At 60.4% G+C, this 22,941-nt stretch carries 19 protein-coding genes and 1 other RNA gene; 6 read left to right on the top strand and 14 right to left on the bottom strand.

Annotated elements, in window-relative coordinates:
- Window positions 1-64: 64 nt before the first annotated feature.
- From glmM to ftsH, 3 genes are all read right to left on the bottom strand, one after another.
- Window positions 65-1,408, bottom strand: coding sequence for a phosphoglucosamine mutase (gene glmM, locus DYI22_RS16480; RefSeq protein WP_213479151.1), 1,344 nt, complete (start codon window positions 1,406-1,408; stop codon window positions 65-67).
- Entirely contained in the window at window positions 1,405-2,238 is an 834-nt protein-coding gene (folP, locus tag DYI22_RS16475) for a dihydropteroate synthase (protein WP_213479150.1), read from the bottom strand. The genes glmM and folP overlap by 4 nt, the downstream gene beginning before the upstream one ends.
- Window positions 2,239-2,327: 89 nt before the next feature.
- Window positions 2,328-4,271 (bottom strand): ATP-dependent zinc metalloprotease FtsH, encoded by a 1,944-nt coding sequence (gene ftsH, locus DYI22_RS16470; RefSeq protein WP_213479149.1) that lies wholly within the window; start codon window positions 4,269-4,271, stop codon window positions 2,328-2,330.
- Between the two features lie 392 nt (window positions 4,272-4,663).
- Between ftsH and yhbY the strand changes: the two genes are divergently transcribed.
- Entirely contained in the window at window positions 4,664-4,975 is a 312-nt protein-coding gene (gene yhbY / locus DYI22_RS16465) for a ribosome assembly RNA-binding protein YhbY (RefSeq protein WP_213479148.1), read from the top strand.
- A 90-nt stretch (window positions 4,976-5,065) separates the two neighbouring features.
- Here yhbY and greA read toward each other — a convergent pair whose 3' ends face one another.
- From greA to grpE, 7 genes are all read right to left on the bottom strand, one after another.
- Window positions 5,066-5,545, bottom strand: coding sequence for a transcription elongation factor GreA (greA, locus tag DYI22_RS16460; RefSeq protein ID WP_213479147.1), 480 nt, complete (start codon window positions 5,543-5,545; stop codon window positions 5,066-5,068).
- Between the two features lie 4 nt (window positions 5,546-5,549).
- Window positions 5,550-8,768 carry a carbamoyl-phosphate synthase large subunit gene (gene carB / locus DYI22_RS16455; RefSeq protein ID WP_213479146.1) on the bottom strand — a complete coding sequence of 1,073 codons (3,219 nt, stop codon included), beginning with the start codon at window positions 8,766-8,768 and terminating at the stop codon, window positions 5,550-5,552.
- 83 nt (window positions 8,769-8,851) lie between these two features.
- On the bottom strand, window positions 8,852-9,976 hold the full coding sequence (gene carA, locus DYI22_RS16450) for a glutamine-hydrolyzing carbamoyl-phosphate synthase small subunit (protein ID WP_213479145.1): 1,125 nt from the start codon (window positions 9,974-9,976) through the stop codon (window positions 8,852-8,854).
- A gap of 195 nt (window positions 9,977-10,171) precedes the next feature.
- Window positions 10,172-10,972, bottom strand: coding sequence for a 4-hydroxy-tetrahydrodipicolinate reductase (dapB, locus tag DYI22_RS16445; protein ID WP_213479144.1), 801 nt, complete (start codon window positions 10,970-10,972; stop codon window positions 10,172-10,174).
- Window positions 10,973-10,983: 11 nt separating this feature from the next.
- Window positions 10,984-12,111, bottom strand: a complete 1,128-nt coding sequence (gene dnaJ, locus DYI22_RS16440; protein ID WP_213479143.1) for a molecular chaperone DnaJ — start codon at window positions 12,109-12,111, stop codon at window positions 10,984-10,986.
- 79 nt (window positions 12,112-12,190) lie between these two features.
- Window positions 12,191-14,116, bottom strand: coding sequence for a molecular chaperone DnaK (gene dnaK, locus DYI22_RS16435; RefSeq protein ID WP_213479142.1), 1,926 nt, complete (start codon window positions 14,114-14,116; stop codon window positions 12,191-12,193).
- Between the two features lie 112 nt (window positions 14,117-14,228).
- Window positions 14,229-14,825, bottom strand: a complete 597-nt coding sequence (gene grpE, locus DYI22_RS16430; RefSeq protein WP_213479141.1) for a nucleotide exchange factor GrpE — start codon at window positions 14,823-14,825, stop codon at window positions 14,229-14,231.
- Window positions 14,826-15,064: 239 nt separating this feature from the next.
- Between grpE and recN the strand changes: the two genes are divergently transcribed.
- Window positions 15,065-16,744 carry a DNA repair protein RecN gene (recN, locus tag DYI22_RS16425; protein ID WP_213479140.1) on the top strand — a complete coding sequence of 560 codons (1,680 nt, stop codon included), beginning with the start codon at window positions 15,065-15,067 and terminating at the stop codon, window positions 16,742-16,744.
- Window positions 16,745-16,845: 101 nt separating this feature from the next.
- Here the strand turns inward: recN and fur are convergent, their stop codons facing one another.
- Window positions 16,846-17,256: a ferric iron uptake transcriptional regulator gene (fur, locus tag DYI22_RS16420; RefSeq protein ID WP_213479139.1), complete on the bottom strand. Its 411-nt coding sequence runs from the start codon at window positions 17,254-17,256 to the stop codon at window positions 16,846-16,848.
- A 122-nt stretch (window positions 17,257-17,378) separates the two neighbouring features.
- Here fur and DYI22_RS16415 point away from each other — a divergent pair, with 122 nt between their 5' ends.
- Window positions 17,379-17,705: an outer membrane protein assembly factor BamE gene (locus DYI22_RS16415; protein ID WP_213479138.1), complete on the top strand. Its 327-nt coding sequence runs from the start codon at window positions 17,379-17,381 to the stop codon at window positions 17,703-17,705.
- 7 nt (window positions 17,706-17,712) lie between these two features.
- On the opposite strand, the gene DYI22_RS16410 is transcribed toward DYI22_RS16415, so the two are convergent.
- The 3 genes from DYI22_RS16410 to DYI22_RS16400 all read right to left on the bottom strand — a co-directional run bounded on the left by DYI22_RS16410 (window position 17,713) and on the right by DYI22_RS16400 (window position 20,129).
- Window positions 17,713-17,994 (bottom strand): RnfH family protein, encoded by a 282-nt coding sequence (locus DYI22_RS16410; protein ID WP_213479137.1) that lies wholly within the window; start codon window positions 17,992-17,994, stop codon window positions 17,713-17,715.
- The gene (locus DYI22_RS16405; protein ID WP_213479136.1) at window positions 17,991-18,437 is read right to left on the bottom strand and encodes a type II toxin-antitoxin system RatA family toxin; all 447 of its coding nucleotides are present in this window, start codon (window positions 18,435-18,437) and stop codon (window positions 17,991-17,993) included. Before DYI22_RS16405 ends, DYI22_RS16410 begins: the two co-directional genes overlap by 4 nt.
- A 72-nt stretch (window positions 18,438-18,509) precedes the next feature.
- A complete protein-coding gene (locus tag DYI22_RS16400; protein WP_213479135.1) occupies window positions 18,510-20,129 on the bottom strand; it encodes a sodium-dependent transporter in 1,620 nt (539 codons plus the stop codon).
- A 179-nt stretch (window positions 20,130-20,308) separates the two neighbouring features.
- Between DYI22_RS16400 and smpB the strand changes: the two genes are divergently transcribed.
- From smpB to ssrA, 3 genes are all read left to right on the top strand, one after another.
- A complete protein-coding gene (gene smpB / locus DYI22_RS16395; RefSeq protein WP_213479134.1) occupies window positions 20,309-20,788 on the top strand; it encodes an SsrA-binding protein SmpB in 480 nt (159 codons plus the stop codon).
- Between the two features lie 160 nt (window positions 20,789-20,948).
- Window positions 20,949-22,370, top strand: a complete 1,422-nt coding sequence (locus tag DYI22_RS16390; protein ID WP_213479133.1) for a wax ester/triacylglycerol synthase family O-acyltransferase — start codon at window positions 20,949-20,951, stop codon at window positions 22,368-22,370.
- Window positions 22,371-22,469: 99 nt separating this feature from the next.
- Window positions 22,470-22,835, top strand: a transfer-messenger RNA (tmRNA) gene (ssrA, locus tag DYI22_RS16385).
- Window positions 22,836-22,941 lie beyond the last annotated feature (106 nt).

Here is a 22,941-nt window from a genome sequence, read left to right as displayed (position 1 = left end):
AACTCAAGGGAGGGCGAACTATACAGCAGTCCACCCGACCAGACAACATTCCCACTCCACAAATTCAGGCGCGGGAATTCTCCACAACCAATGCCAGCTCTTCCGCTATGCGGATGATTTCCGACGCATTCTCCCCTTCGGTCATCACCCGGATCAGGGGCTCGGTGCCGGAGGCCCGTAGCAACACGCGACCGGTCTCACCAAGATGGGACTCCGCCTTGCGAACGGCGACGGCGATGTCTTCCCTCGACAGAGGATCGAAGCGCTGATCGACGCGCACATTGATCATTTTCTGCGGCAGCTTACTCATACCCTGACGGAGTTCCGCCAGGGTTTTCCCGGAGCGCCGCACTGCGAGCAACACCTGCAGCGCCGAAACGATACCGTCGCCGGTTGAGGTACAGTCACGGATCACCATGTGGCCGGAGCCCTCACCCCCGAGCAACCAGCCGTGGTGCAGCAGGCGCTCCATCACGTAACGATCCCCGACCTTGGCGCGCTCGAAGGCAATGCCCCGCTCTTTCAGTGCCAGCTCAACCCCGAGATTGGTCATCAGGGTGCCAACCACCCCACCATTCAGGGTGCCGGCCGCCTGTCGCTGGGAGGCAATCACATACAGCAGCTCATCGCCGTCCACTTCGGAGCCATCGCGATCCACCATCAGCACCCGGTCTCCATCGCCGTCAAAGGCAATGCCAAGATCGGCCTTTTTCTCGAGCACCGCAGCCTTGAGCGCGTCCAGGTGGGTAGAGCCAACACCTTCATTGATGTTGAGACCGTCGGGATTGGCGCCAATCACTGACACCCGGGCGCCGAGCTCGCGAAAAACCTTGGGTGCCACGTGGTAGGTCGCACCGTGGGCGCAGTCCAGCACGATATGCATCTTCTCAAGGGTAAATTCGTTGGGCACGGTGCTCTTGCAGAATTCCACGTAACGACCGGGCGCATCGTCAACCCGGAATGCCTTACCAAGATCGGATGACTCACACACCCGGATCGGCGCGTCCAGCCAACGCTCGATCTCTGCCTCCAGGGCATCATCCAGCTTGGTGCCGTTGGCGGAGAAAAACTTGATGCCATTGTCGTGGTGGGGGTTGTGGGAAGCGCTGATGACAATACCCGCTGAGGCGCGGAAGGTTCGGGTCAGGTAGGCAATCGCCGGTGTCGGCATCGGACCCAGCAGCTTCACATCAACTCCGGCGGCCGAGAGCCCGGCCTCCAGCGCGGACTCGAACATATACCCGGAAATACGGGTATCCTTGCCGATCAGCACGCTGTTACGCTGACCATCGCGCTTGAACGCCTGCCCGGCAGCCCAGCCCAGGTGCAGCATGAATTCCGGGGTAATCGGATACTCGCCCACGCGACCGCGGATGCCGTCCGTGCCAAAATATTTCCTGTCGGTCATCGACCCGCCTCCTTCATGGCCGCCACAACACTGACGGCATCCACTGTTTCTCTGACATCATGGACACGAATCACAGACGCGCCCTTCATGGCCGCTATTGTCGCGGCAGCCACGCTCGCCGGCAACCGTTCATTCACCTCGCGACCGGTGATATGGCCCAGCATGCTTTTGCGGGACATACCGACCAGCAAGGGATGCCCCAGAATGTGCAACTGCTCCAGCGATGCCAGCAGCGCCAGGTTGTGCTCCACGCGCTTGCCGAAGCCGAAGCCGGGATCCAGGATAATGTCCTCGGGCTTCACGCCCGCGGCCTCGACCACGCGCATTCGCTCGGTCAGAAAGGAGCTGACATCACGACGGACGTTGCGGTAGCGCGGGTTATCCTGCATCGAGTCCGGCTCACCCTGAATGTGCATCAAGCACACTGGAATGCCCGCAGCCGCCGCGGCTTCCGGCGCCCCGGGCCGCTGCAACGCGCGCACGTCGTTAATCAGGCCGGCACCGAGGCTCGCGGTTTCCGTCATCACTGCCGGAGCACTGGTATCCACCGAAATCACCACGTCGAGCTCGCGGGCAATCGCCTCCACCACCGGGCACACCCGGTCCAACTCTTCCTGCACCGACACTTCACTGGCGCCCGGCCGGGTGGACTCACCGCCCACGTCAATAAAGGCCGCGCCGTCCGCCACCATCTGCCGCGCCCTCGCCAGCGCCGCGTCGGGCGCATTGAATTTGCCGCCATCGGAAAACGAATCGGGAGTCACATTGAGAATGCCCATGACGTGACACCGGGACATATCCAGCACCCGACCGGCGAAGTTCATTTCCATAGCCAATCCTTATGAAGGACCACAAATACAAACGCCGCCCGGAAGGGGCGGCGCAGTCAGTTCAGAATCAGTGTGTGCAGGTTGCGCCTTCAGTGTTCGCCCGCAGGACGACCCACTCCGGGCTGCTGACCGTCGTCGGCACTTCGCGGTGACGGCGCCTTTTCCGGCTCATCCGTGGAAACACCACCGGTCGGGCCGCTGTCACCCCAACCTTTCGGCGGGCGCGGCACACGTCCTTCCATGATGTCGTCAATCTGGAACCGGTCAATGGTCTCGTACTTCATCAACGCGTCCGCCATCAGATCGAGCTTGTCCCGATTGTCGACCAGCAACTGCCGGGCTTTTTCGTAGCACTCATCAATGATGTTGCGGACTTCCTCGTCGATACGCTGGGCCGTCTCCGGTGAATACACCGTCTGAGCCTGGCCGGCGGAGCGACCGAGGAACGGCTCTTCGCTGTCGGTATCGTACTGCAGCGGGCCGAGCTTCTCTGACAACCCCCAACGAGTCACCATGTTGCGAGCCAGGCTGGTGGCACGTTCGATGTCATTGGATGCGCCGGTAGTGACGCCGTCAAAACCCAGTGTCAGCTCTTCCGCAATACGGCCACCGAACAGGCTGCAAATAGAGCTGGTCAGGAAGCGCTTGCTGTGGCTGTACTTGTCCTCTTCCGGGAGGAACATGGTCACGCCAAGCGCGCGGCCACGGGGGATGATGCTGACCTTGTACACCGGGTCATGCTCCGGCACCAGGCGCCCGACAATGGCGTGGCCGGATTCATGGTACGCGGTGTTCCGCTTCTCTTTCTCGCTCATCACCATGGACTTGCGCTCGGCGCCCATCATGATCTTGTCTTTGGCGAGCTCGAACTCCTCCATGGACACCAGACGCTGGTTGCGACGCGCGGCAAACAGGGCCGCCTCGTTGACCAGGTTGGCCAGATCCGCACCGGAGAAACCCGGCGTGCCGCGGGCGATCAGCGCGGGTTCCACGCCATCGGCCAGGGGCACTTTTTTCATGTGCACCTTGAGAATCTGCTCGCGACCGATGATGTCCGGCAGACCGACTACCACCTGACGGTCGAAGCGACCGGGGCGCAGCAGCGCAGGATCCAGAACATCCGGGCGGTTGGTGGCGGCAATGACAATGACGCCTTCATTACCTTCGAAACCATCCATCTCGACCAGCAGCTGGTTCAAGGTCTGCTCACGCTCATCGTGACCACCACCCATACCGGCACCACGGTGACGGCCGACCGCATCGATCTCATCAATAAAGATGATGCACGGGCTCTGCTTCTTGGCCTGCTCGAACATGTCGCGGACACGTGAGGCACCAACGCCCACGAACATCTCAACGAAATCGGAACCGGAAATAGAGAAGAACGGCACCTTGGCTTCGCCAGCAATGGCCTTGGCCAGCAGGGTTTTACCGGTACCCGGCTGCCCCACCATCAGCACGCCTTTGGGGATGCTACCGCCGAGGCGCTGGAACTTGCTGGGATCCCGCAGGAAATCCACCAGCTCTTTGACGTCTTCCTTGGCCTCATCCACGCCGGCAACGTCTGCGAAGGTCGTCTTGATCTGGTCCTCGCTCATCAGCCGCGCTTTGCTCTTGCCGAACGACATGGGGCCTTTGCCACCGCCGCCGCCCTGCATCTGTCGCATGAAAAACACGAACAGTGCAATGATGATGAGGATCGGGAATGCAGCCACCAGCAGTTGCGTCCAGAGGCTCTGGCGCTCCGGCTCCTTACCGACCACCTCGACCTGATTGGCCAGCAGATCGTCCATCAGCTTGTTGTCAGCAACCTGCGGCCGAATGGTCTGGAACTGCGAACCATCGCCACGGGTACCCTGAATTTGAAGGCCGTCAATGGTGACCTGACGGACCTGGCCGTCCTGCACCATCTCGACGAACTGCGAATAATTGACCTGTTGCCCGCTGGTGGTGGGAGAAAAGTTCTGAAACACCATCAGCAGTACGGCGGCTATAATTAGCCAGAGAACCAGATTTTTTGCCATATCGTTCAAGGATCGTCACCTGTGAATTGAAAGGTTGACCGTCTTCAGGGAAACCTTTTGGAACACCTTACACCAATTGTACGCCGGTCCACCACAATCGGCCCATCCGTAACAGCCACCGCCCACCGTGGAAAGCTGACCTTCGCGCAGCGTCTACTCTTTATGTTGGGCGTCCCACCGGAAATTACAACGCCCGTGCAGCAATCAGCGGACTAAATACACTGTTTCCGGCCTTTTGATCCCGAGACGGCGTAAACGTTCCGCAAGGGCAGGGTCGCCGCGATAAGTGGTAATGGCCATTTCGCAACCCATCTGATCTGTTACAATCCGCCGATTATACGATTACGGCGGCGCCAGTGCCGCTGACGTTTTGTTAATTGCACCTATTAAGAGATTACATCATGAGTCTTTCACCGGAACAGCGCCGGGAATACCGGGGCATTGCCCACAACCTGAAGCCCGTCATCATTGTCGGCGACAAGGGCCTGTCTGAAGGTCTTCAGGACGAGCTGGAGCGCGCCCTGAACGATCACGAGCTGATCAAGGTCAAGGTCGCCAGCACCGACCGCGAGACTCGCCAGCAAGCCATTGCCGAGCTCTGCAAAGCCTCCGGCGCCGAGCTGGTCCAGACCATTGGCAAGATTGCGGTGATCCTGCGCCGGGCCAAGAAGCCCAACCCCAAGCTGTCCAATCTGCTGCGTCACAAGCAGTAATTCGATCGGACCGCGAAGACGGGAAACAAAAAAGCCGGCTGTGGAACCCACAGCCGGCTTTTTAGTGCGCGGGGCGAACACCGCTCCGGGTCACACGTACTCGACTTCCTCGATCTCGTATTCCACGGTGCCGGAGGGCACGCGGATGGCGACCACGTCGCCCTCGCTCTTGCCCACCAGGGCACGGGCGATGGGCGAGGAGATGGAGAGCTTGCCGGACTTGATATCCGCTTCGTCTTCCCCGACGATCTGGTAGACCACCTGCTCATCGGTGTCCATGTTCAGCAGATGCACGGTGGTGCCGAAGATGACCTTGCCGGTATTCTCCATCGCAGTGACGTCAATCACCTGCGCTGCCGACAGCTTGCCCTCGATTTCCTGAATACGACCCTCTATGAAGCTCTGCTGCTCGCGGGCCGCGTGGTATTCCGCGTTTTCCTTCAGATCGCCGTGCTCACGGGCATCGGCAATGGCCGCAATCACCCGCGGCCGGTCTTCGCTTTTCAGCTTCTGAAGCTCCTCGCGGAGACGGGTTTCCCCCGCCTTTGTCATGGGTACTCTGTCAGCCATAGTCTTACTTTCCTGCGTGTAGATCCTGGAGGCGACGCACCGTGCGCTCCGGGCCAAACTTGATGGCCCGACAGAAGGCTTCGCCGCCCGCCAGGGTCGTTGTATAGGTTACCTTGGTCTGCAAGGCTGACTGGCGGATCTGTGCCGAGTCGGAAATGGCCTTGCGCCCTTCGGTGGTGTTGATAATCAGCTGAACCTGACCGTTCTTGATGGCGTCCACGATGTGCGGGCGCCCCTCACGGACCTTGTTAACTCGCTCAACCTCTATGCCCGCGGCTTTCAGGGCCTTGGCGGTGCCGGTGGTGGCAATCAGCTTGAAGCCGGCATCCACCAGATCACGCGCCACACTTGCCGCTCCCGGCTTGTCGACGTCACGTACGGACATGAACGCCGTGCCCTGGGCCGGCAAACGCTCACCAATGGCCAGCGCAGCCTTGGCGAACGCCTCATCGAAGCTGTCGCCCAGCCCCATCACCTCACCGGTGGACTTCATTTCGGGGCCAAGAATCGGATCCACGGCCGGGAACTTGTTGAACGGGAATACCGATTCCTTCACCGCATAGTAGGTCGGCACAATCTCTTTGGTGAAGCCCTGCTCGGCGAGTGACTTGCCCGCCATCACCCGTGCAGCCACCTTCGCCAGCGACACGCCGATTGCCTTGGACACGAAAGGCACGGTGCGGGAGGCACGCGGGTTCACTTCGATCACATATATCCGGTCATCCTGCCACGCCAGCTGAACGTTCATCAGGCCAATCACGTCAAGCTCGATGGCCATCTTGCGCACCGCTTCGCGCATCTCGTCCTGCACGTCGTTCGGCAGCGTGTAGGGCGGCAGCGAACAGGCCGAGTCGCCGGAGTGCACGCCAGCCTGCTCGATATGCTGCATGATGCCACCGATAACCACATCCTTGCCGTCAGAGATGGCATCGATATCCACCTCAATGGCCGCGTTGAGGAAGTGGTCCAGCAACACCGGGCTGTCGTTGGACACCAGCACGGCGTTGCGCATGTAACGCACCAGCTCGGCCTCGTCGTAAACGATCTCCATGGCGCGGCCACCCAGTACGTAGGAGGGACGCACCACCAGCGGATAGCCGATTTCCCGCGCCGCCAGGATGCCTTCCTCGTGGCTGCGCACGGTGGCGTTTTCCGGCTGCAGCAGGCCAAGACGGCCAATCATTTGCTGGAAACGCTCACGGTCCTCGGCACGGTCAATGGCATCCGGGCTGGTACCGATGATCGGCACGCCGGCCGCTTCCAGGCCACGGGCCAGCTTCAGCGGGGTCTGGCCGCCGTACTGGACGATCACGCCCTTGGGCTTCTCGACGTTGATGATCTCCAGCACATCTTCCAGAGTGATCGGCTCGAAGTACAGACGATCCGAAGTGTCGTAGTCCGTCGACACCGTCTCCGGGTTGCAGTTGATCATGATGGTCTCATAGCCGTCTTCACGCATGGCCAGCGCCGCGTGAACACAGCAGTAATCGAACTCGATACCCTGACCGATGCGGTTGGGGCCACCGCCGATCACCACAATCTTGTCACGGTCCGAAACATCCGCCTCGCACTCTTCCTCATAGGTGGAGTACATGTAGGCGGTATCGGAGGCAAACTCCGCGGCGCAGGTGTCGACCCGCTTGTACACTGGGCGGATATCGAGATCATGGCGCAGCTTGCGCAGGCTCACCTCGGATATGCCCAACAGCTTGGCCAGCCGCGCGTCCGAGAAACCCTTGCGCTTGAGGCGGAACAGCGTGGCGTGGTCAAGATCCGCCTTGCCGGCGGACTTCAGCGCCTGCTCCTCGCGAATCAGATCCTCGATCTGCACCAGATACCAGGGGTCAACGTGGGTGTTGTTGAACACCTCCTCCACGGTCAAACCGGCACGGAACGCATCGCCGATGTACCACAGGCGCTCGGCGCCGGGTACGTTCAGTTCCTGGGTCAGGGTTTCCTGACCATCGTCGGAGGACAGATCCTCGATCTTTTCCTCGAAGCCCTCGGAACCCACTTCCAGACCGCGCATTGCCTTCTGCAGCGATTCCTGGAAGGTGCGACCAATGGCCATGACCTCACCCACAGACTTCATCTGGGTGGTCAGGCGGGCATCGGCCTGGGGGAACTTCTCGAAGGTGAACCGGGGGATCTTGGTGACCACGTAATCGATGGACGGCTCGAACGAGGCCGGGGTGACGCCGCCGGTGATTTCGTTGCGCAGCTCGTCCAGGGTGTAACCCACGGCCAGCTTGGCCGCGACCTTGGCGATCGGGAAGCCGGTGGCCTTGGAGGCCAGCGCCGAGGAACGGGACACCCGCGGGTTCATCTCGATCACCACCATACGGCCGGTGTCCGGATTGATGCCGAACTGGACGTTGGAGCCGCCGGTTTCCACCCCGATTTCACGCAGAACCGCCAGCGAGGCGTTCCGCATGATCTGGTATTCCTTGTCGGTCAGGGTTTGCGCCGGGGCCACGGTGATGGAATCGCCGGTGTGCACGCCCATGGCATCAAAGTTCTCGATGGCGCAGACGATAATGCAGTTATCGTTCCGGTCGCGGACGACCTCCATCTCATATTCTTTCCAGCCGATCAGGGATTCGTCGATCAACAGCTCGTTGGTGGGCGACAGATCCAGACCCCGGGTGCAGATTTCCTCGAACTCGTCGCGGTTATACGCGATACCACCACCAGAACCGCCCATGGTGAAGGACGGACGGATAATGCAGGGGAAACCGATATCTTCAGACGCGGCCCAGGCCTCCGCCATGGAGTGGACAATCGTCGCGCGGGGACATTCCAGGCCGATCTTCCGCATCGCCTTGTCGAACCGGTCGCGGTCTTCCGCCTTGTCGATGGTGTCGGCGTTGGCGCCGATCATTTCCACGCCGTGCTTGTCCAGCACACCATGCTTTTCCAGATCCAGTGCGCAGTTCAGCGCGGTCTGACCACCCATGGTGGGTAGCAGGGCGTCCGGCTGTTCTTTCTCGATGATCTTTTCGACGGTCTTCCAGGTGATCGGCTCGATGTAGGTGGCATCGGCCATCACCGGGTCGGTCATGATGGTTGCCGGGTTGGAGTTAACCAGGATGACCCGGTAACCCTCTTCCCTCAGGGCCTTGCAGGCCTGGGCTCCGGAGTAGTCAAACTCGCACGCCTGACCGATCACGATGGGGCCGGCGCCCAGGATCAGAATGCTTTTAATGTCGGTACGTTTTGGCATCTCTTGGTAAACCTGTCAGCAACTTTTAAATTCTTGCATCGCAATGTGCGGCGCCTGTGTGACTTGCGGAACTGCGCCCGGCGTTAGCGGGCTTCCATCAACCGGATAAACTGGTCGAACAGCGGCGCCACGTCATGCGGGCCCGGACTGGCTTCCGGATGACCCTGGAAGCTGAACGCCGGCTTGTCAGTGCGGCGAATGCCCTGCAGCGAGCCATCGAACAGCGACTTGTGGGTTGCCTCAACGTTGTCGGGCAGGCTCGACTCGTCCACTGCGAAGCCGTGGTTCTGGCTGGTAATCATCACCGTGCCGTCCGCCAGATCCTGCACCGGGTGGTTGGCGCCGTGGTGGCCGTGCCCCATCTTCACGGTCTTGGCACCGCTGGCCAGCGCCAGCAACTGGTGCCCCAGACAGATACCGAAGACCGGAATGTCGGTCTCAAGCACTTCGCGAATGGCCGTGATGGCGTAGTCGCAGGGCTCGGGATCACCGGGGCCGTTGGACAGGAACACGCCATCGGGGTTCATCGCCAGCACGTCCGAGGCGGGGGTCTGGGCCGGCACTACCGTAATCTCGCAGCCGCGGGCGGCCAGCATGCGCAGGATGTTCAGTTTCACGCCGTAATCCCACGCCACCACCTTGAACCGGGATTCGGTACGCTCGCCGTAGCCTTCACCCAGGGTCCACTCGCTCTGGCTCCAGGTCCAGGTCTTGTCTGAACTGACTTCCTTCGCCAGGTCCATGCCTTTCAGGCCGGGGAAGGCGTTCGCAAGTTCCAGTGCGCGCTCCGCCGTAGCGTCTTCGCCTGCAACCACCGCGCCGTTCTGGGAGCCCTTATCACGGAGGATTCGGGTCAGGCGGCGGGTGTCGATATCTGCAATGCCCACGATGTTGTTCGCCCGCAGGTACTCGTCCAGGGTGCCGGTGCTGCGCCAGTTGCTGGCAATCAGCGGCAGATCGCGGATGATCAGGCCAGCCGCCTGAACGCGGTCTGACTCAACGTCTTCCTCGTTCACGCCGGCGTTGCCAATGTGCGGGTAGGTCAGGGTAACAATCTGGCGGGAATAGGACGGATCGGTCAGGATTTCCTGATAACCGGTCATTGCGGTGTTGAACACCACTTCGCCGCTGGTTTCTCCCTCAGCGCCAATGGCGGTGCCGTAAAACAGGCTTCCGTCTGCGAGTGCAAGGATTGCAGGTGTGCTCAAGGCTTGTATCCTCATCGAGTGGCGTAGAAGTTCGTCACGAACAGGAACGCAAGCGCAAATTCAGGTTGCAAAAAAGCGAGACAGAGTCGTAACCCGGTCCCGCTTTTTGTTGAAACTTTTTCAAAACTACGCTTGGTGCAGTTAAACCGCCTTATTGTAAAAAATATGGCGGTTTATGTCCACGAGAAGCACAGCTTATTTCAGGCCCAGCACGTCCTGCATGTCGTAGAGGCCGGCCGGCTTACCCTGCAGCCACAGCGCCGCCCGCATCGCTCCCTTAGCAAAGGTCATGCGGCTGCTGGCCTTGTGCGTCACCTCGATGCGCTCGCCTTCGGTGGCGAAAAGCACGGTGTGATCGCCCACCACGTCACCGGCGCGGACGGTCTCAAAACCGATTTCCTTGCGGGTGCGCTCGCCGGTGAAACCTTCGCGACCGTAGACGGCGCACTCTTTCAGATCGCGACCGAGGGCGTCAGCCACCACTTCACCCATGCGCAGGGCGGTGCCCGAAGGCGCATCTTTCTTGTGACGGTGGTGGGCCTCGATGATTTCCACATCGTAGTCATCACCGAGGGTAGCCGCAGCGGTTCGCAACAGGTTCAACACCACGTTCACGCCCACGCTCATGTTGGGCGCAAACACCACGGGGGTCGATTCCGCGGCCACCGCCAGCTGCTCTTTTTCGGCGTCGGTCATACCGGTGGTGCCGATGACAATCATCTTGCCGTTAGCCTGGCAAAAACGGGCATTCTCCAGCGTCAGATCCGGAAAGGTGAAATCCACCAGCACGTCGAAGTCGTCTTTCACTTCGGCGAGGCTGCCGGCCATTGTCACGCCGGTTTTTCCAATACCGGTCATCTCGCCGGCGTCCGCGCCGATCAGAGAACTGCCGGGCTCGACGACCGCAGCCCCGAGCTCAAGGCCTTCGGTACCGTCAACCGCCTCGATCAGCACTTTACCCATGCGCCCGGCGGCGCCGATGATTGCTACCCTCATGATCTCTGCCCTCAGAATTTCATTTCGTCGAAGAAGCTTTTCACACCTTCAAACCAGGAGGTTTTCTTCGGCGCATGATGGGTGCCGTTGCTGCCGTCCAGGGTCTGCTGAAACTCATCCAGCAGCTCTTTCTGACGCTTGGTCAGGTTCACCGGCGTCTCCACGATCACCCGGCACAGCAGATCACCGGCCGGGCCGCCACGAACCGGACTGACGCCCTTGTTGCGCAGGCGGAACAGCTTGCCAGTCTGAGTCTCGGGCGGGATCTTCAGCTTGACGCGACCATCAAGGGTCGGCACTTCCAGCTCACCGCCGAGAGTGGCGTCGATGATGCTGATGGGTACCTCGCAGTAGAGGTTACGGCCATCCCGGGTGAAGATGGAATGCTCACGCACCGCGACCTGCACGTACAGATCGCCGGGGGGACCTCCATCCATGCCCATCTCGCCTTCACCGGACAGGCGAATGCGGTCGCCGGTATCCACGCCGGGGGGCACCTTGACCGAAAGGGTTTTCTCTTCCTGGACCCGACCCTGGCCATGACAGGCCTTACAGGGGTTCTTGATGACCTGACCGGAACCCCGGCAAGTCGGGCATGCCTGCTGCACGGTAAAGAAACCCTGCTGCATACGGACCTGCCCCATACCCTTACAGGTACCACAGGCTTCGGGACGGGAACCTTTCTCGGCCCCACTGCCGTCACAGACTTCGCACTCGCGGTGGCCCGGAATGCGGATCTGAACGGTTTTGCCTTTCACCGCCTCTTCCAGATCCAGTTCCAGGGTATAGCGCAGGTCGGCCCCGCGGGTGTTGCGACCGCGGCCACCGCCACCCCCGAAGATATCACCGAACACATCACCAAAAATATCCGAGAAACTGGCGCCGCCGCCTCCGAAGCCACCACCGGCCTGACCATCCACACCGGCATGACCGAACTGATCGTAGGCGGCCCGCTTGGACTGATCTGCCAGGATCTCGTAGGCTTCGCTGGCCTCTTTGAACTTGTTCTCGGCGTCGGTGTCGTCCGGGTTACGGTCGGGGTGATACTTCATTGCGAGCTTGCGATAAGCCCGCTTGATTTCCTTCTCGTCCGCATCCCGGGAAACCCCGAGAATGTCGTAATAATCGCGCTTGGCCATGCTTTAAAACCCTGTTTTTAAAACGCGGAAAACGCGGGAGCATCCCCGCGTTTTCCAACTACCTGATGTACGTCAGAAATTACCGCTTGTCGTCGTCTTTGACTTCTTCAAACTCAGCGTCGACGGCGTCGTCAGAAGACTGCGCCTGGGCACTTTCTTCCCCGCCAGCCTGCTGCGCCTGCTCGGCCTGATCTGCGTACATTTTCTGGGCCAGCTCGGAGGACACTTCAGTCAGCTTCTGGGTCTTGGCCTCGATGTCGTCCTTGTCGGAACCGGTCAGCGCTTCTTCCAGCTCCTTGATGGACGCCTCGATGGACTCTTTCTCGCTGTCGCTGACCTTGTCGCCGGCATCTTTCAGGGTCTTGCGAACGGCGTGCACCATCGCGTCACCCTGGTTGCGGGCCTGCACCAGCTCCTCGAACTTGCGATCTTCCTCGGCGTTGGCCTCGGCATCACGCACCATCTTCTCGATCTCGTCATCGTTCAGGCCGGACGAGGCCTTGATCACGATGGACTGCTCCTTACCGGTCGCCTTGTCTTTGGCGGACACGTTCAGAATACCGTTGGCATCGATGTCGAAGGTGACTTCGATCTGCGGTACGCCACGCGGCGCCGGCGGAATGTCGGCCAGGTCGAAGCGACCCAGGGACTTGTTCTGCTGCGCCTGCTTGCGCTCGCCCTGCACCACGTGGATGGTAACCGCTGTCTGGTTGTCATCCGCGGTGGAGAAGGTTTGCGACTTCTTGGTCGGGATGGTGGTGTTCTTGTCGATCAGCGGCGTTGCCACGCCACCCATGGTTTCGATACCCAGGGTCAGCGGGGTAACGTCCAGCAGCAGAACGTCTTTCACGTCACCAGACAGAACCGCCGCCTGAATGGCAGCACCCATGGCCACGGCTTCGTCCGGGTTGACGTCCTTGCGGGCTTCTTTACCGAAGAACTCCTTAACCTTTTCCTGCACCAGCGGCATGCGGGTCTGGCCACCCACCAGGATCACCTCGTCGATTTCAGAGGCTTTCATGCCGGCGTCCTGCAGGGCCACTTTACAAGGCTCCAGGCTGCGCTGGACCAGATCTTCCACCAGCGACTCGAGCTTGGCGCGAGTCAGCTTGACGTTCATGTGCTTCGGACCGCTAGCATCGGCAGTCACGTACGGCAGATTCACGTCGGTCTGCTGGCTGCTGGACAGCTCGATCTTGGCCTTCTCACCAGCCTCCTTCAGACGCTGCATCGCCAGGGAATCGCCACGCAGGTCGATGCCGCTGTCTTTCTTGAACTGGTCGGCCAGGAATTCGATGATTTTCATATCGAAGTCCTCACCACCCAGGAAGGTGTCACCGTTGGTGGCCAGCACTTCAAACTGGTGCTCGCCATCAACGTCAGCGATTTCGATGATGGACAGGTCGAAGGTACCACCACCCAGGTCATAAACCGCCACGGTGCGATCGCCGCTCTTCTTGTCCAGACCATAGGCCAGGGCTGCCGCAGTCGGCTCGTTGATGATGCGCTTCACGTCCAGACCGGCAATCTTGCCCGCATCCTTGGTGGCCTGGCGCTGGCTGTCGTTGAAGTAAGCCGGCACGGTGATAACCGCTTCGGTTACCTTCTCGCCCAGGTAGTCCTCTGCAGTTTTCTTCATCTTCTTCAGAACTTCTGCAGACACCTGCGGCGGCGCCATCTTCTGGTCTTTCACTTCCACCCAGGCGTCACCGTTGTCCGCCTTGGCAATCTTGTAGGGCACCATCTTGATGTCTTTCTGGACCACGTCGTCTTCAAAGCGACGACCGATCAGACGCTTGATGGCGTACAGGGTGTTGTGCGGGTTGGTGACCGCCTGGCGCTTGGCCGACTGGCCAACCAGCGTCTCGCCATCGTCGGTGTAGGCGATGATCGACGGGGTGGTGCGATCACCCTCTGCGTTTTCAATAACCTTGACCTTGTCACCATCCATGATGGCTACACAGGAGTTGGTCGTTCCCAGGTCGATACCGATAATCTTGCTCATTGAGTCACTCCAATTCGTCTGTTCAATCCGGTTGCGGCATCGCTGTGCCGATGCCTGACATCTAATCTGGCGCTGCCTGTTTACTGCCTATATTGGCGCCTTAATTAACTTTTCAAGCCTGTTCGTCGATTTTTGGTGCATTACCCGCCTGGGCCACCACCACCATCGCCGGCCGTACCAGCCGCTCATTGAGGGTGTACCCTTTCTGAACCACGGCCACTACGCTGTTGGGCTCCGCGTCAGGCGCCGGCACCATGGACATGGCTTCGTGCAACTGTGGATCAAAGGGCTCACCCACCGGGTTCACCTGGGCCACGTTGAATTTCTTCAGGCTGTTCATGAACAGGTTGAGCGTCATCTCCACACCTTCGCGGATGGAGGCGACCAGATCGCCGGCCGCTTCCTGGCCCTCGGTGCTTTCCACCGCCTTTTCAAGGCTGTCGGCCACCGGCAGCAGCTCTTTGACGAACTTCTCCAGGGCAAACTTGTGGGCTTTCTCCACATCCAGCTCGGCGCGACGGCGCACATTCTGCATCTCAGCCTGTGCACGCAGCATCTGCTCCTGAAAATCCTGAACCTGCGCCTGAAGCGCCTCGGTTTCTGAAAGCTCAGCGCCCTGCTCGCCCTCGGCCGTTTCCGCCGATTCACTTTCCGCAGCCGCTTTCAGCTCTTCCTCGACCTGCTCGTTACGATTCTCGTCAGCACTCATGGCTACTCCTGATCATTCATCCGCGGCCGCCGCAGCGACCGGTTAAACGTGTCACCCGCCCGTGAGGACGGATCAAATAGGGTTGCGAACGGATATGGGGCCCGTTACTGCAGTTTCAACCTCGATGAATGGATTTATGCGCAAATTCACAGCCCTGGATTTGCAAACGCACAAAACCCTGTATATATTCACAGTCACTGTATGTAACCACAGTATATTTCAGAGCGGAGGTCACCTGCATGCTCACACAGCTCACCGTATCCAATTACGCCATTGCCGAAAGAGTCGAACTTCAGTTCAGCAAAGGCATGACCGCACTGACCGGGGAAACCGGTGCCGGCAAGTCGATCGTGCTGGATGCGCTCGGACTGGCCATGGGCGGGCGTGCCGATGCGGGTGCCGTTCGCCACGGCGCCAAACGGGCTGACATCACCGCCTCCTTTGAAGTCTCCCGCATTGCCGAAGCAAGAGCCTGGCTGGAGCAGCATGAACTGGATGATGACCACGACTGCATTCTGCGGCGGGTGATCAGCAAGGATGGCCGCTCACGGGCTTACATCAATGGTCAGCCCTGCCCGCTGGCCCACCTGAAAGACCTCGGCAGCCTGCTGATGGACATCCACAGCCAGCATCAGCACCAGTCACTGCTGCGCAAGGATACCCACCGCAAATTACTTGATGAGTACGCCAGCGCGGATGCCCTGGCCAGCGAAACCCGGGAGGCCTGGAAAAGCTGGAGCAAGACCCGCCAACGGCTGAACGAACGCCAGCAAAACGCCGACGAAGCGGAAGCGCGGCTGCAGTTGCTGCGCTATCAGGTGGAAGAGCTCGACCGCATGGCCCTGGAGGCGGGCGAACAGGAAAGCCTGGAGCAGGAGCAGGCGCAGTTGAGCCATGCCGATACCGTGCTGCACAACAGCCAGCAGGCGGCATTGCTTTGCACCGAAGAAGACAACAGCGCTGCGGACCTGGTTCGCCAGGCGCTGCAGCAACTGGAGAACCTGCCCACGGAAGTACCGGCATTGGCAGACACCATACAGATGCTGAACGAGGCACAGATCCAGATCAGCGAAGCCGGCGACAATCTGCGCCGCTTCGTCGAAGATTACGAGGCGGATCCGGCACGCCTGAACGAGGTGGAAGAACGCCTGAGCGCCATCTATCAGATGGCCAGGAAGCACCGGATCACCCCGGAGGAGTTGCCGGAGTTTCACCAGCGCCTGAGCGCCGAGCTGGCGTCGCTGGATGATGGCGAAGGCAGTGTCGCGCAGCTCGAGGCGGAACTCGCTGCCCAGCGCGCGCATTTTGACGAGCTGGCCGGAAAGCTATCGGAGATCCGCCAGCAAGCCGCCGCCAACCTCGACCAGCGCATCGCGCAAGAGCTGGCCCAACTGAGCATGCCCGCGGTGCAGTTTGTCACCCATCTGAACCGCAACACGGGTGACGAACCCGCCCCCCATGGCCTGGAAGAAGTGGAATTCCTGGTCAGCGCCAACCCCGGCCAGCCCGCCAGACCGTTGGCGAAAGTGGCCTCGGGCGGCGAACTGTCACGTATCAGCCTGGCGATTCAGGTGGTAGTTGCGCAAACCTCCACCACCCCCACGCTGGTCTTCGACGAGGTGGATGTGGGCATCGGTGGCGGCACCGCAGAAGTGGTCGGTCGACTGCTGAGAACCCTTGGGGACGACGGCCAGGTACTCTGTGTCACTCACCTGCCCCAGGTGGCAGCCCAATGCCACCAACACCTGTTTGTCAGCAAGTTCACTGAACAGGATGCGACCTTCTCGAAAATTGAAACGCTGGATGATCACGGGCGGATCAGTGAAGTGGCAAGAATGCTGGGCGGTGTCGACATGACCGAACACACCATCGCCCATGCCCGGGAAATGTTTACCAAGGGCCAGGCAACCCATCACTGAGGAACAAACACATTCCCCTCTCGTTTCAGAGAGCTTTGGGGGCGGGCTGATACCCGCCCCTTTTTTTGTTCTTGCACTCTGCATTCAGGCAGAGCCGGGACTTACTTCTTGATGGGTTTGACGTACAGAATCAGGCTGTGATCGACGATTTCGAAGCCGCGCTCCCTGGCAATCTTCTGCTGGCGTTCCTCAATCACCTCGTCAACAAACTCGATGACCTCACCGGTCTGGGTGCAGACCATGTGATCGTGGTGATCGTCGCCGGCCATTTCGAACACCGCATGACCACCCTCGAAGTTATGACGGAGCACCAGGCCTGCGGCCTCGAACTGGGTCAGTACCCGGTAAACGGTCGCCAGCCCCACGTCATCGCCCTGCTCCAGCAGTTTCTTGTATACATCCTCAGCACTGAGGTGATGCTCCTCAGACGTTTCCAGGATGTTGAAGATCTTGACTCTCGGCAGAGTCACTTTGAGACCGACTTTTCGTAATTCGGCGTTTTCAGATGACATGTTACTATTCACTCGTTGGTGTGCCCCACGGCTTCCGGTATGATGAAGCCGCATTCAGACGGTAATACCGTGTCACACCTGCCTCTGGCAGGCGATTTCAAGATAGAGGATTTCCCCCGGCGATGCAAAAGCTCACAGCTCTCATTCTCACTCTCATTGTGTCTGGCTGTGCCTTCCCCGGCGTTTATAAAATCAACGTCCAGCAAGGCAACATTCTGACCGACGAGGAGCTGACATCACTGTCCGAAGGCATGTCCCGCAGCCAGGTGCATTCCGTGCTGGGCACACCGCTGATGGTGAACCCGGTGGATCCATCGCGGGAGTACTTTATTTACACCTTCCAGCGCCGGGGTGGGGATATCAAAGAACAGCGCGTTATCGTCTATTACGACAACAACCAGTTTTCCCATTACGAGGCGCAGCTGCTGGAAGAAACGCCCGCCTACTGACAGGGCCTCAGCCTTTCTTTTTCGCCCGGTTAAGCCGGGCCTGCTTGGGATCAATCTTCAGCGGCCGGTAAAGCTCCACGCGGTCTCCGTCCCGCAGCGCGTGATCAGCCGGCGACTTGATGACCTTGCCAAAGATACCCATGTCGTTACAGTCCGGATCAATCTCCGGAAACACCCCGACAATGCCTGAACGCTTGACTGCCTCCAGCGCAGTGGTGCCGTCCGGCACCTGCAGGGCGATAATCTCTTGCCGCTCTGGCCGGGCATAGGCCACTTCCACGCGAATCATTGCCCCGCTCCCGCATACACCTCATCGGCCCGCCGGCAGAACGCATCCACCATGGCGTTGGCGGCCTGACTGAACACCGTCCCGAAGGTCATGCGGGACAGGGATCCGGAGAACTCGAATTCCAGTGTCAGAATGACCTTGCAAGCGTGGTCATCCAACGGTTTGAAGTGCCAGCGGCCACTGAGATTGCGGAAGGGCCCCTCCACCAGACTCATATCGATCCGCTCCGGCTGCGACAGCTCATTGCGGGTGGTCAGCCGGTGGCGAATCCCGCCCTTGGCCACTTCCAGGGATGCGGTGATCTGCTCATCATCCTGCGCATGGATTTCCGCACCCGCGCACCATGGCAGAAACTCGGGGTAACGGGCGATATCGTTGACCAGCTGAAACATGCGCTCCGCGGAATGCATGACCAGGGCCGATTTGTCGATCTGATGTGGCATTGGAACCGGTTGTCCTGCTTACAATCTCACTGAAAATGACGCACGGGGATGGCTTCAGGATACCCGCGCCAGTCAGACGCTATCATAAAGGATATCGCCCGGTTTGGGGGCTTTTTCCGTATCCGATCCCGGGGCAGGCTGCGGCTCGTGCTGGGTAGGGCGCGCCTCTCCTTCCTCTGAGGCGGGCGGTTCAACGCCGGGCTCGCCCCCTGCCGACGCGGGGCTCCCGGCCGGTGCCGCCGGCTCCGGCTCGGCAACAACCGGCTCAACCTGGGCGCACCAGCGCACCTCCTCCCGGCGGTTGTCACAGAGATTGTCCAGAGAGAACAGCGAGTAGGAAATCCCGATGTAACCGGCTACCACCGGCAGTACCAGGCGCATGACCCAGAACCAGATCCGGCTGAACAGCCGCGGGGCCGCGCCGATGATGTTCAGCGACAGCGAACGGGTGAGGCACCAGCCGGTGAATACGGCAATCAGAATCGCGACCAGGGGAATCAGCAGGCCGCCGGTGATCAGCTCGAGCCAACGGAACAGTGTCCCGCCGGCGAATCGCACATCCGACCACAGATTGAACGACAGCAACGTCACCAGCCCGCCAAGCCAAACCAGCCCGCCCATCAGCACCGCAGACCAGCCGCGGGGCGCACCGGTCCATTCGCGGAACCACCCCACCACCGGCTCCAGCAGTGCCAGGGACGTGGTCCATACCACCAACACCACCAGCAGGAACGCCGCAGCAATGATGAACTGGCTTCCGGGCAGGGGGGACAGCGCCACGGGCAAAGACACGAACAGCAGGCTAAAGCCGCGCTCGCCGTTGAAACTGCCCTCGGCGGTGGCGGTGGCGAAAATCAGCACACCGGCGAGAATTGCCACCAATGTGTCCATCAGCACCACCGCCAGCACCGACCGTTTGAGCTTCGCCCCGGCGGGCGTGTAGGCACCGAAAATGGCCCACACTCCCATACCCAGACCAAGGGTAAAGAACGCGTGAAACAGCGCCGCTCGCACACTGCCCCAGCCCATGTCCTCCGGACGGAACTGCAGGATGGCCGTCACCGCCCCGTCCAGCCTGCCGTGCCACTGGGCCAGCGCGAACAGCCCCGCCAGCAGCAGTAACGATGCCGGCACCAGGGCCCGGAACACCCGCTCCAGCCCCTTGACCACGCCCTGCACAGACACCCAGACAACCAGCACCAGGAAGAACAGGTGCCAGGCCATGAACACCTTGTAGTCTCGGGTATCGGACACCAGATCGGCCAGCACCGCGGTAGCCGATACCTGACTGGCATCGTCGAACAACCCAAAGGCCCCGTAAAACACATAGGCCAGGGCGATGGCGCCAAACACCGCGGTGTAGGACAACACCAAAAAGGCCGCCAACACACTCAGACGCCCCGCCAGCATCCACCACCGCGAGCAGCGGGCGCTGCGAATATACCCGTCCATCGCCAGCACAATGCCATGGCGCGAGTGCCGGCCCAACGCGGCCTCGGTCACCATCAGCGGTAACGTCACCAGCAGCAGGCAGGCTACATAAAGCAGAATGAACAGCCCACCGCCATGCTGGCCTGCCAGGTAGGGAAACTGCCACAGATTGGCCAACCCGACCGTGGCGCCAACGGCGGCCCAGAAAAAGGTGGACTGGCGGGTCCAGGACCCGATCGGGGTTTCATAAGGTGCAGGCATGCATACATCCAGAACAGCTGAGCGTTCATTGTAGCGGATACTCCGCTCAGGCTACGACCATTGGGAAAGGCCCGCGCGCTGATTTCGTGACCGGTCTGGCACTCCTGGGCTACAATGCGCGTTTTACCGGAGCGCGCATCGCCCGGAAAATTCTTTATCCGACGCCGGATTAGTGATTCATGAGCAAGAAAAAACCCGCACCTCAGAGCAACACCATTGCCCTGAACAAAAAGGCAAAACACGAATACCATATTGAAGAGCGTTACGAAGCCGGCCTCGCACTGCTGGGCTGGGAGGTCAAATCGCTGCGGGCCGGCAAGGCCCAGCTGACGGACGCGTACGTGTTGCTCAAAGATGGCGAAGCCTGGCTGCTGGGCTCTCATATCACGCCGCTGATTGCCGCCTCCACCCATGTGATCGCCGACCCGACGCGAACCCGCAAACTGCTGTTGCACGCCAAGGAAATTGCCAAGATCGTCGGCAAGGTCAATCAGGAGGGTTACACCTGCGTACCGCTGGCGCTGTACTGGAAGCAGAACAAAGTGAAATGCGAGATCGCCCTGGTGAAAGGCAAGAAGCTGTTCGACAAACGCGCCACCGAAAAAGAGCGGGACTGGAACCGCCAGAAACAGCGGATACTGCGCGAAGCCAACGTATAATTCAGCACGGATGCGACACCCAACCATGTCGCATCTGCACTCTCTTTTCCCCTCGCTCTGATCGGCCTATACTCACGGGTCTGACCGCCGACAGGCCACCCGCCCCAGGGTGACCTCGCTGTCCGTTCGGCCAAAGGATTGCATTCAGAACGGAGGTTTCATGTCCCTGAGCAAGACCCTCATGTCAGCCGTGGATCGTTCCTGGCTGCGCATGGACAGTCCCACCAATCCGATGATGATTTCCGCGGCGCTGGTGTTCGACCAACCGATTGCCATCAACCGCCTGAAACGCACGCTCAACGAGCGCTTCCTGTGTTTCCGGCGGTTCCGCCAGCGCGTCGTCCATGAAGGCGACCGCGTCTACTGGCAGGACGATCCGCTGTTCGATATCGCCAACCACATCCACCGCATCGCCCTGCCCGGCCACGGCGGCAAGGATGAATTGCAGGCCATCACCAGCGATCTCAACAGCACCTCGCTCGACTTCCGCCGCCCGCTCTGGCAAATCCATTATATCGACAACTACAACGACGGCTGCGTGCTGCTGGTGCGCATTCACCACTGCATCGCCGACGGCATATCGCTGGTGCGGGTATTGCTGTCACTGACCGACAAGACGCCGGAAGCCAAACTCAGCCGCCTCGCGGTGCCCACCGCAGTGCCAGCGACCGCCACCGGCAACAGCCTGCGACGCTTCACCAATCGCGTGCTGGACAGCGGCCAGGCGGCCCTTGAGCAAAGCCGGCTGTTTCTGCAGTCGCTGCGCAAAGAACCCGACTATCCCCTGAAAATGGCGACCGCCGCGGGCAATATCGTCATGGATCTGATCAAACTGGGGCTGGCCCCCTTTGAGCCCCAGACCGGGCTGCGCTCACCGCTTTGCGGGCGCAAGCAGGTGGCCTGGGCCGACCCGTTAAGCCTGGCCGAGGTCAAACTCTGCGGTCGCGCACTGCGCGGCAGCGTCAACGATGTGCTGCTGTGTGCCGCCACCGGCGCCCTGCAGCGGCATTTCCGCGAAACCGGCGAACACATCCCCAACTGCGGCATCCGCGTGGCGGTACCGTTCAACCTGCGACCACTACGGCAACCCATCGAGACCCTGGGCAACCAGTTCGGTCTGGTTCTGGTGTGCCTGCCGGTGGAAGTGGACGACCCGGTGATGCGCTTCCGCCAGGTGCAGGAGAACATGAACCGGCTTAAACGCTCCTACCAGGCGCAGGTGACCTACAGCCTGCTCGACCTGTTCGGTCGCGGCCCGGACATCCTCGAACGCCGCGCCCTGGCCCTGCTCAGCAACAAGGCCTCGGCGGTGCTCACCAACGTGCCCGGCCCCAAGGAAGCCGTCTACCTTGCCGGCGCCAAACTGGTGCAGCCCATGTTCTGGGTACCCCAGAGCGGCAACATCGGCATCGGCCTGAGCATTTTCAGCTACGCCGGCACCGTGCAGTTCGGCATCACCATCGACCGCGCCATCAAGGCCGACCCCAACGCGGTGATGGGGTATTTCCGCGACAGCTTTGCCGAGCTCAAGGATGCCGCCCTGCAGCGCACAGAACACCGAGCCGCCGTCGGCGAGGTCTGAACCGACGCGGGCGCGTAGGTACATTCCCCGCGCCCGCCGGCAAAACTTCACCAAATCGCCCTTGAAGTTGCCGGAGCGGCACCCATATACTGTCGGTGAGGGGACGACATGGCTTCGACGCTGGTGGCGATCCCTTGAGTGCATGTCGAGATGGCAGCGAATCTCGTTAATCCAAAGCTGCAACGCAATAGTCGCAAACGACGAAAACTACGCACTAGCAGCGTAAGCTGCTAGTCGTCCTGACCGGGTCGCCCGTAGCCCGGAAGCAACATCTCAGGACGTCATCGCTTACGGGATGCTCCGTTATCCAGAGCTCACTGGCTAACGGCTAAGATATAAAGAGATCGCTTCTTGCACCCTGACCTTCGGGTCGCTTGAAGTTAAATCAATAGAAGGACACTATGCATGTAGATTCTCAAGGCTGAGTACTGGCGGACGCGGGTTCAATTCCCGCCGTCTCCACCAAATCAAGAAACGGAGAAATCCGAACCACCCCGAAACCCGTGTAACAGCGGGTTTTTTATTGCCCGAATGGTTCGTTGCTGTCCGAGAGGATACGCTGTCTCTTATA

The sequence above is a fragment of the Marinobacter lipolyticus genome (assembly GCF_018424605.1).
Taxonomy (GTDB): Bacteria; Pseudomonadota; Gammaproteobacteria; order Pseudomonadales; family Oleiphilaceae; genus Marinobacter; species Marinobacter lipolyticus_B.
This window is presented reverse-complemented; position numbering and strand designations above follow the sequence as displayed.

Coding starts and splice junctions, on each gene's coding strand:
- glmM (WP_213479151.1), bottom strand. CDS start 1,408: ATGACCGACAGGAAATATTTTGGCACGGACGGCATCCGCGGTCGCGTG.
- folP (WP_213479150.1), bottom strand. CDS start 2,238: ATGGAAATGAACTTCGCCGGTCGGGTGCTGGATATGTCCCGGTGTCAC.
- yhbY (WP_213479148.1), top strand. CDS start 4,664: ATGAGTCTTTCACCGGAACAGCGCCGGGAATACCGGGGCATTGCCCAC.
- greA (WP_213479147.1), bottom strand. CDS start 5,545: ATGGCTGACAGAGTACCCATGACAAAGGCGGGGGAAACCCGTCTCCGC.
- carB (WP_213479146.1), bottom strand. CDS start 8,768: ATGCCAAAACGTACCGACATTAAAAGCATTCTGATCCTGGGCGCCGGC.
- dapB (WP_213479144.1), bottom strand. CDS start 10,972: ATGAGGGTAGCAATCATCGGCGCCGCCGGGCGCATGGGTAAAGTGCTG.
- dnaJ (WP_213479143.1), bottom strand. CDS start 12,111: ATGGCCAAGCGCGATTATTACGACATTCTCGGGGTTTCCCGGGATGCG.
- dnaK (WP_213479142.1), bottom strand. CDS start 14,116: ATGAGCAAGATTATCGGTATCGACCTGGGAACGACCAACTCCTGTGTA.
- grpE (WP_213479141.1), bottom strand. CDS start 14,825: ATGAGTGCTGACGAGAATCGTAACGAGCAGGTCGAGGAAGAGCTGAAA.
- recN (WP_213479140.1), top strand. CDS start 15,065: ATGCTCACACAGCTCACCGTATCCAATTACGCCATTGCCGAAAGAGTC.
- fur (WP_213479139.1), bottom strand. CDS start 17,256: ATGTCATCTGAAAACGCCGAATTACGAAAAGTCGGTCTCAAAGTGACT.
- DYI22_RS16415 (WP_213479138.1), top strand. CDS start 17,379: ATGCAAAAGCTCACAGCTCTCATTCTCACTCTCATTGTGTCTGGCTGT.
- DYI22_RS16410 (WP_213479137.1), bottom strand. CDS start 17,994: ATGATTCGCGTGGAAGTGGCCTATGCCCGGCCAGAGCGGCAAGAGATT.
- DYI22_RS16405 (WP_213479136.1), bottom strand. CDS start 18,437: ATGCCACATCAGATCGACAAATCGGCCCTGGTCATGCATTCCGCGGAG.
- DYI22_RS16400 (WP_213479135.1), bottom strand. CDS start 20,129: ATGCCTGCACCTTATGAAACCCCGATCGGGTCCTGGACCCGCCAGTCC.
- smpB (WP_213479134.1), top strand. CDS start 20,309: ATGAGCAAGAAAAAACCCGCACCTCAGAGCAACACCATTGCCCTGAAC.
- DYI22_RS16390 (WP_213479133.1), top strand. CDS start 20,949: ATGTCCCTGAGCAAGACCCTCATGTCAGCCGTGGATCGTTCCTGGCTG.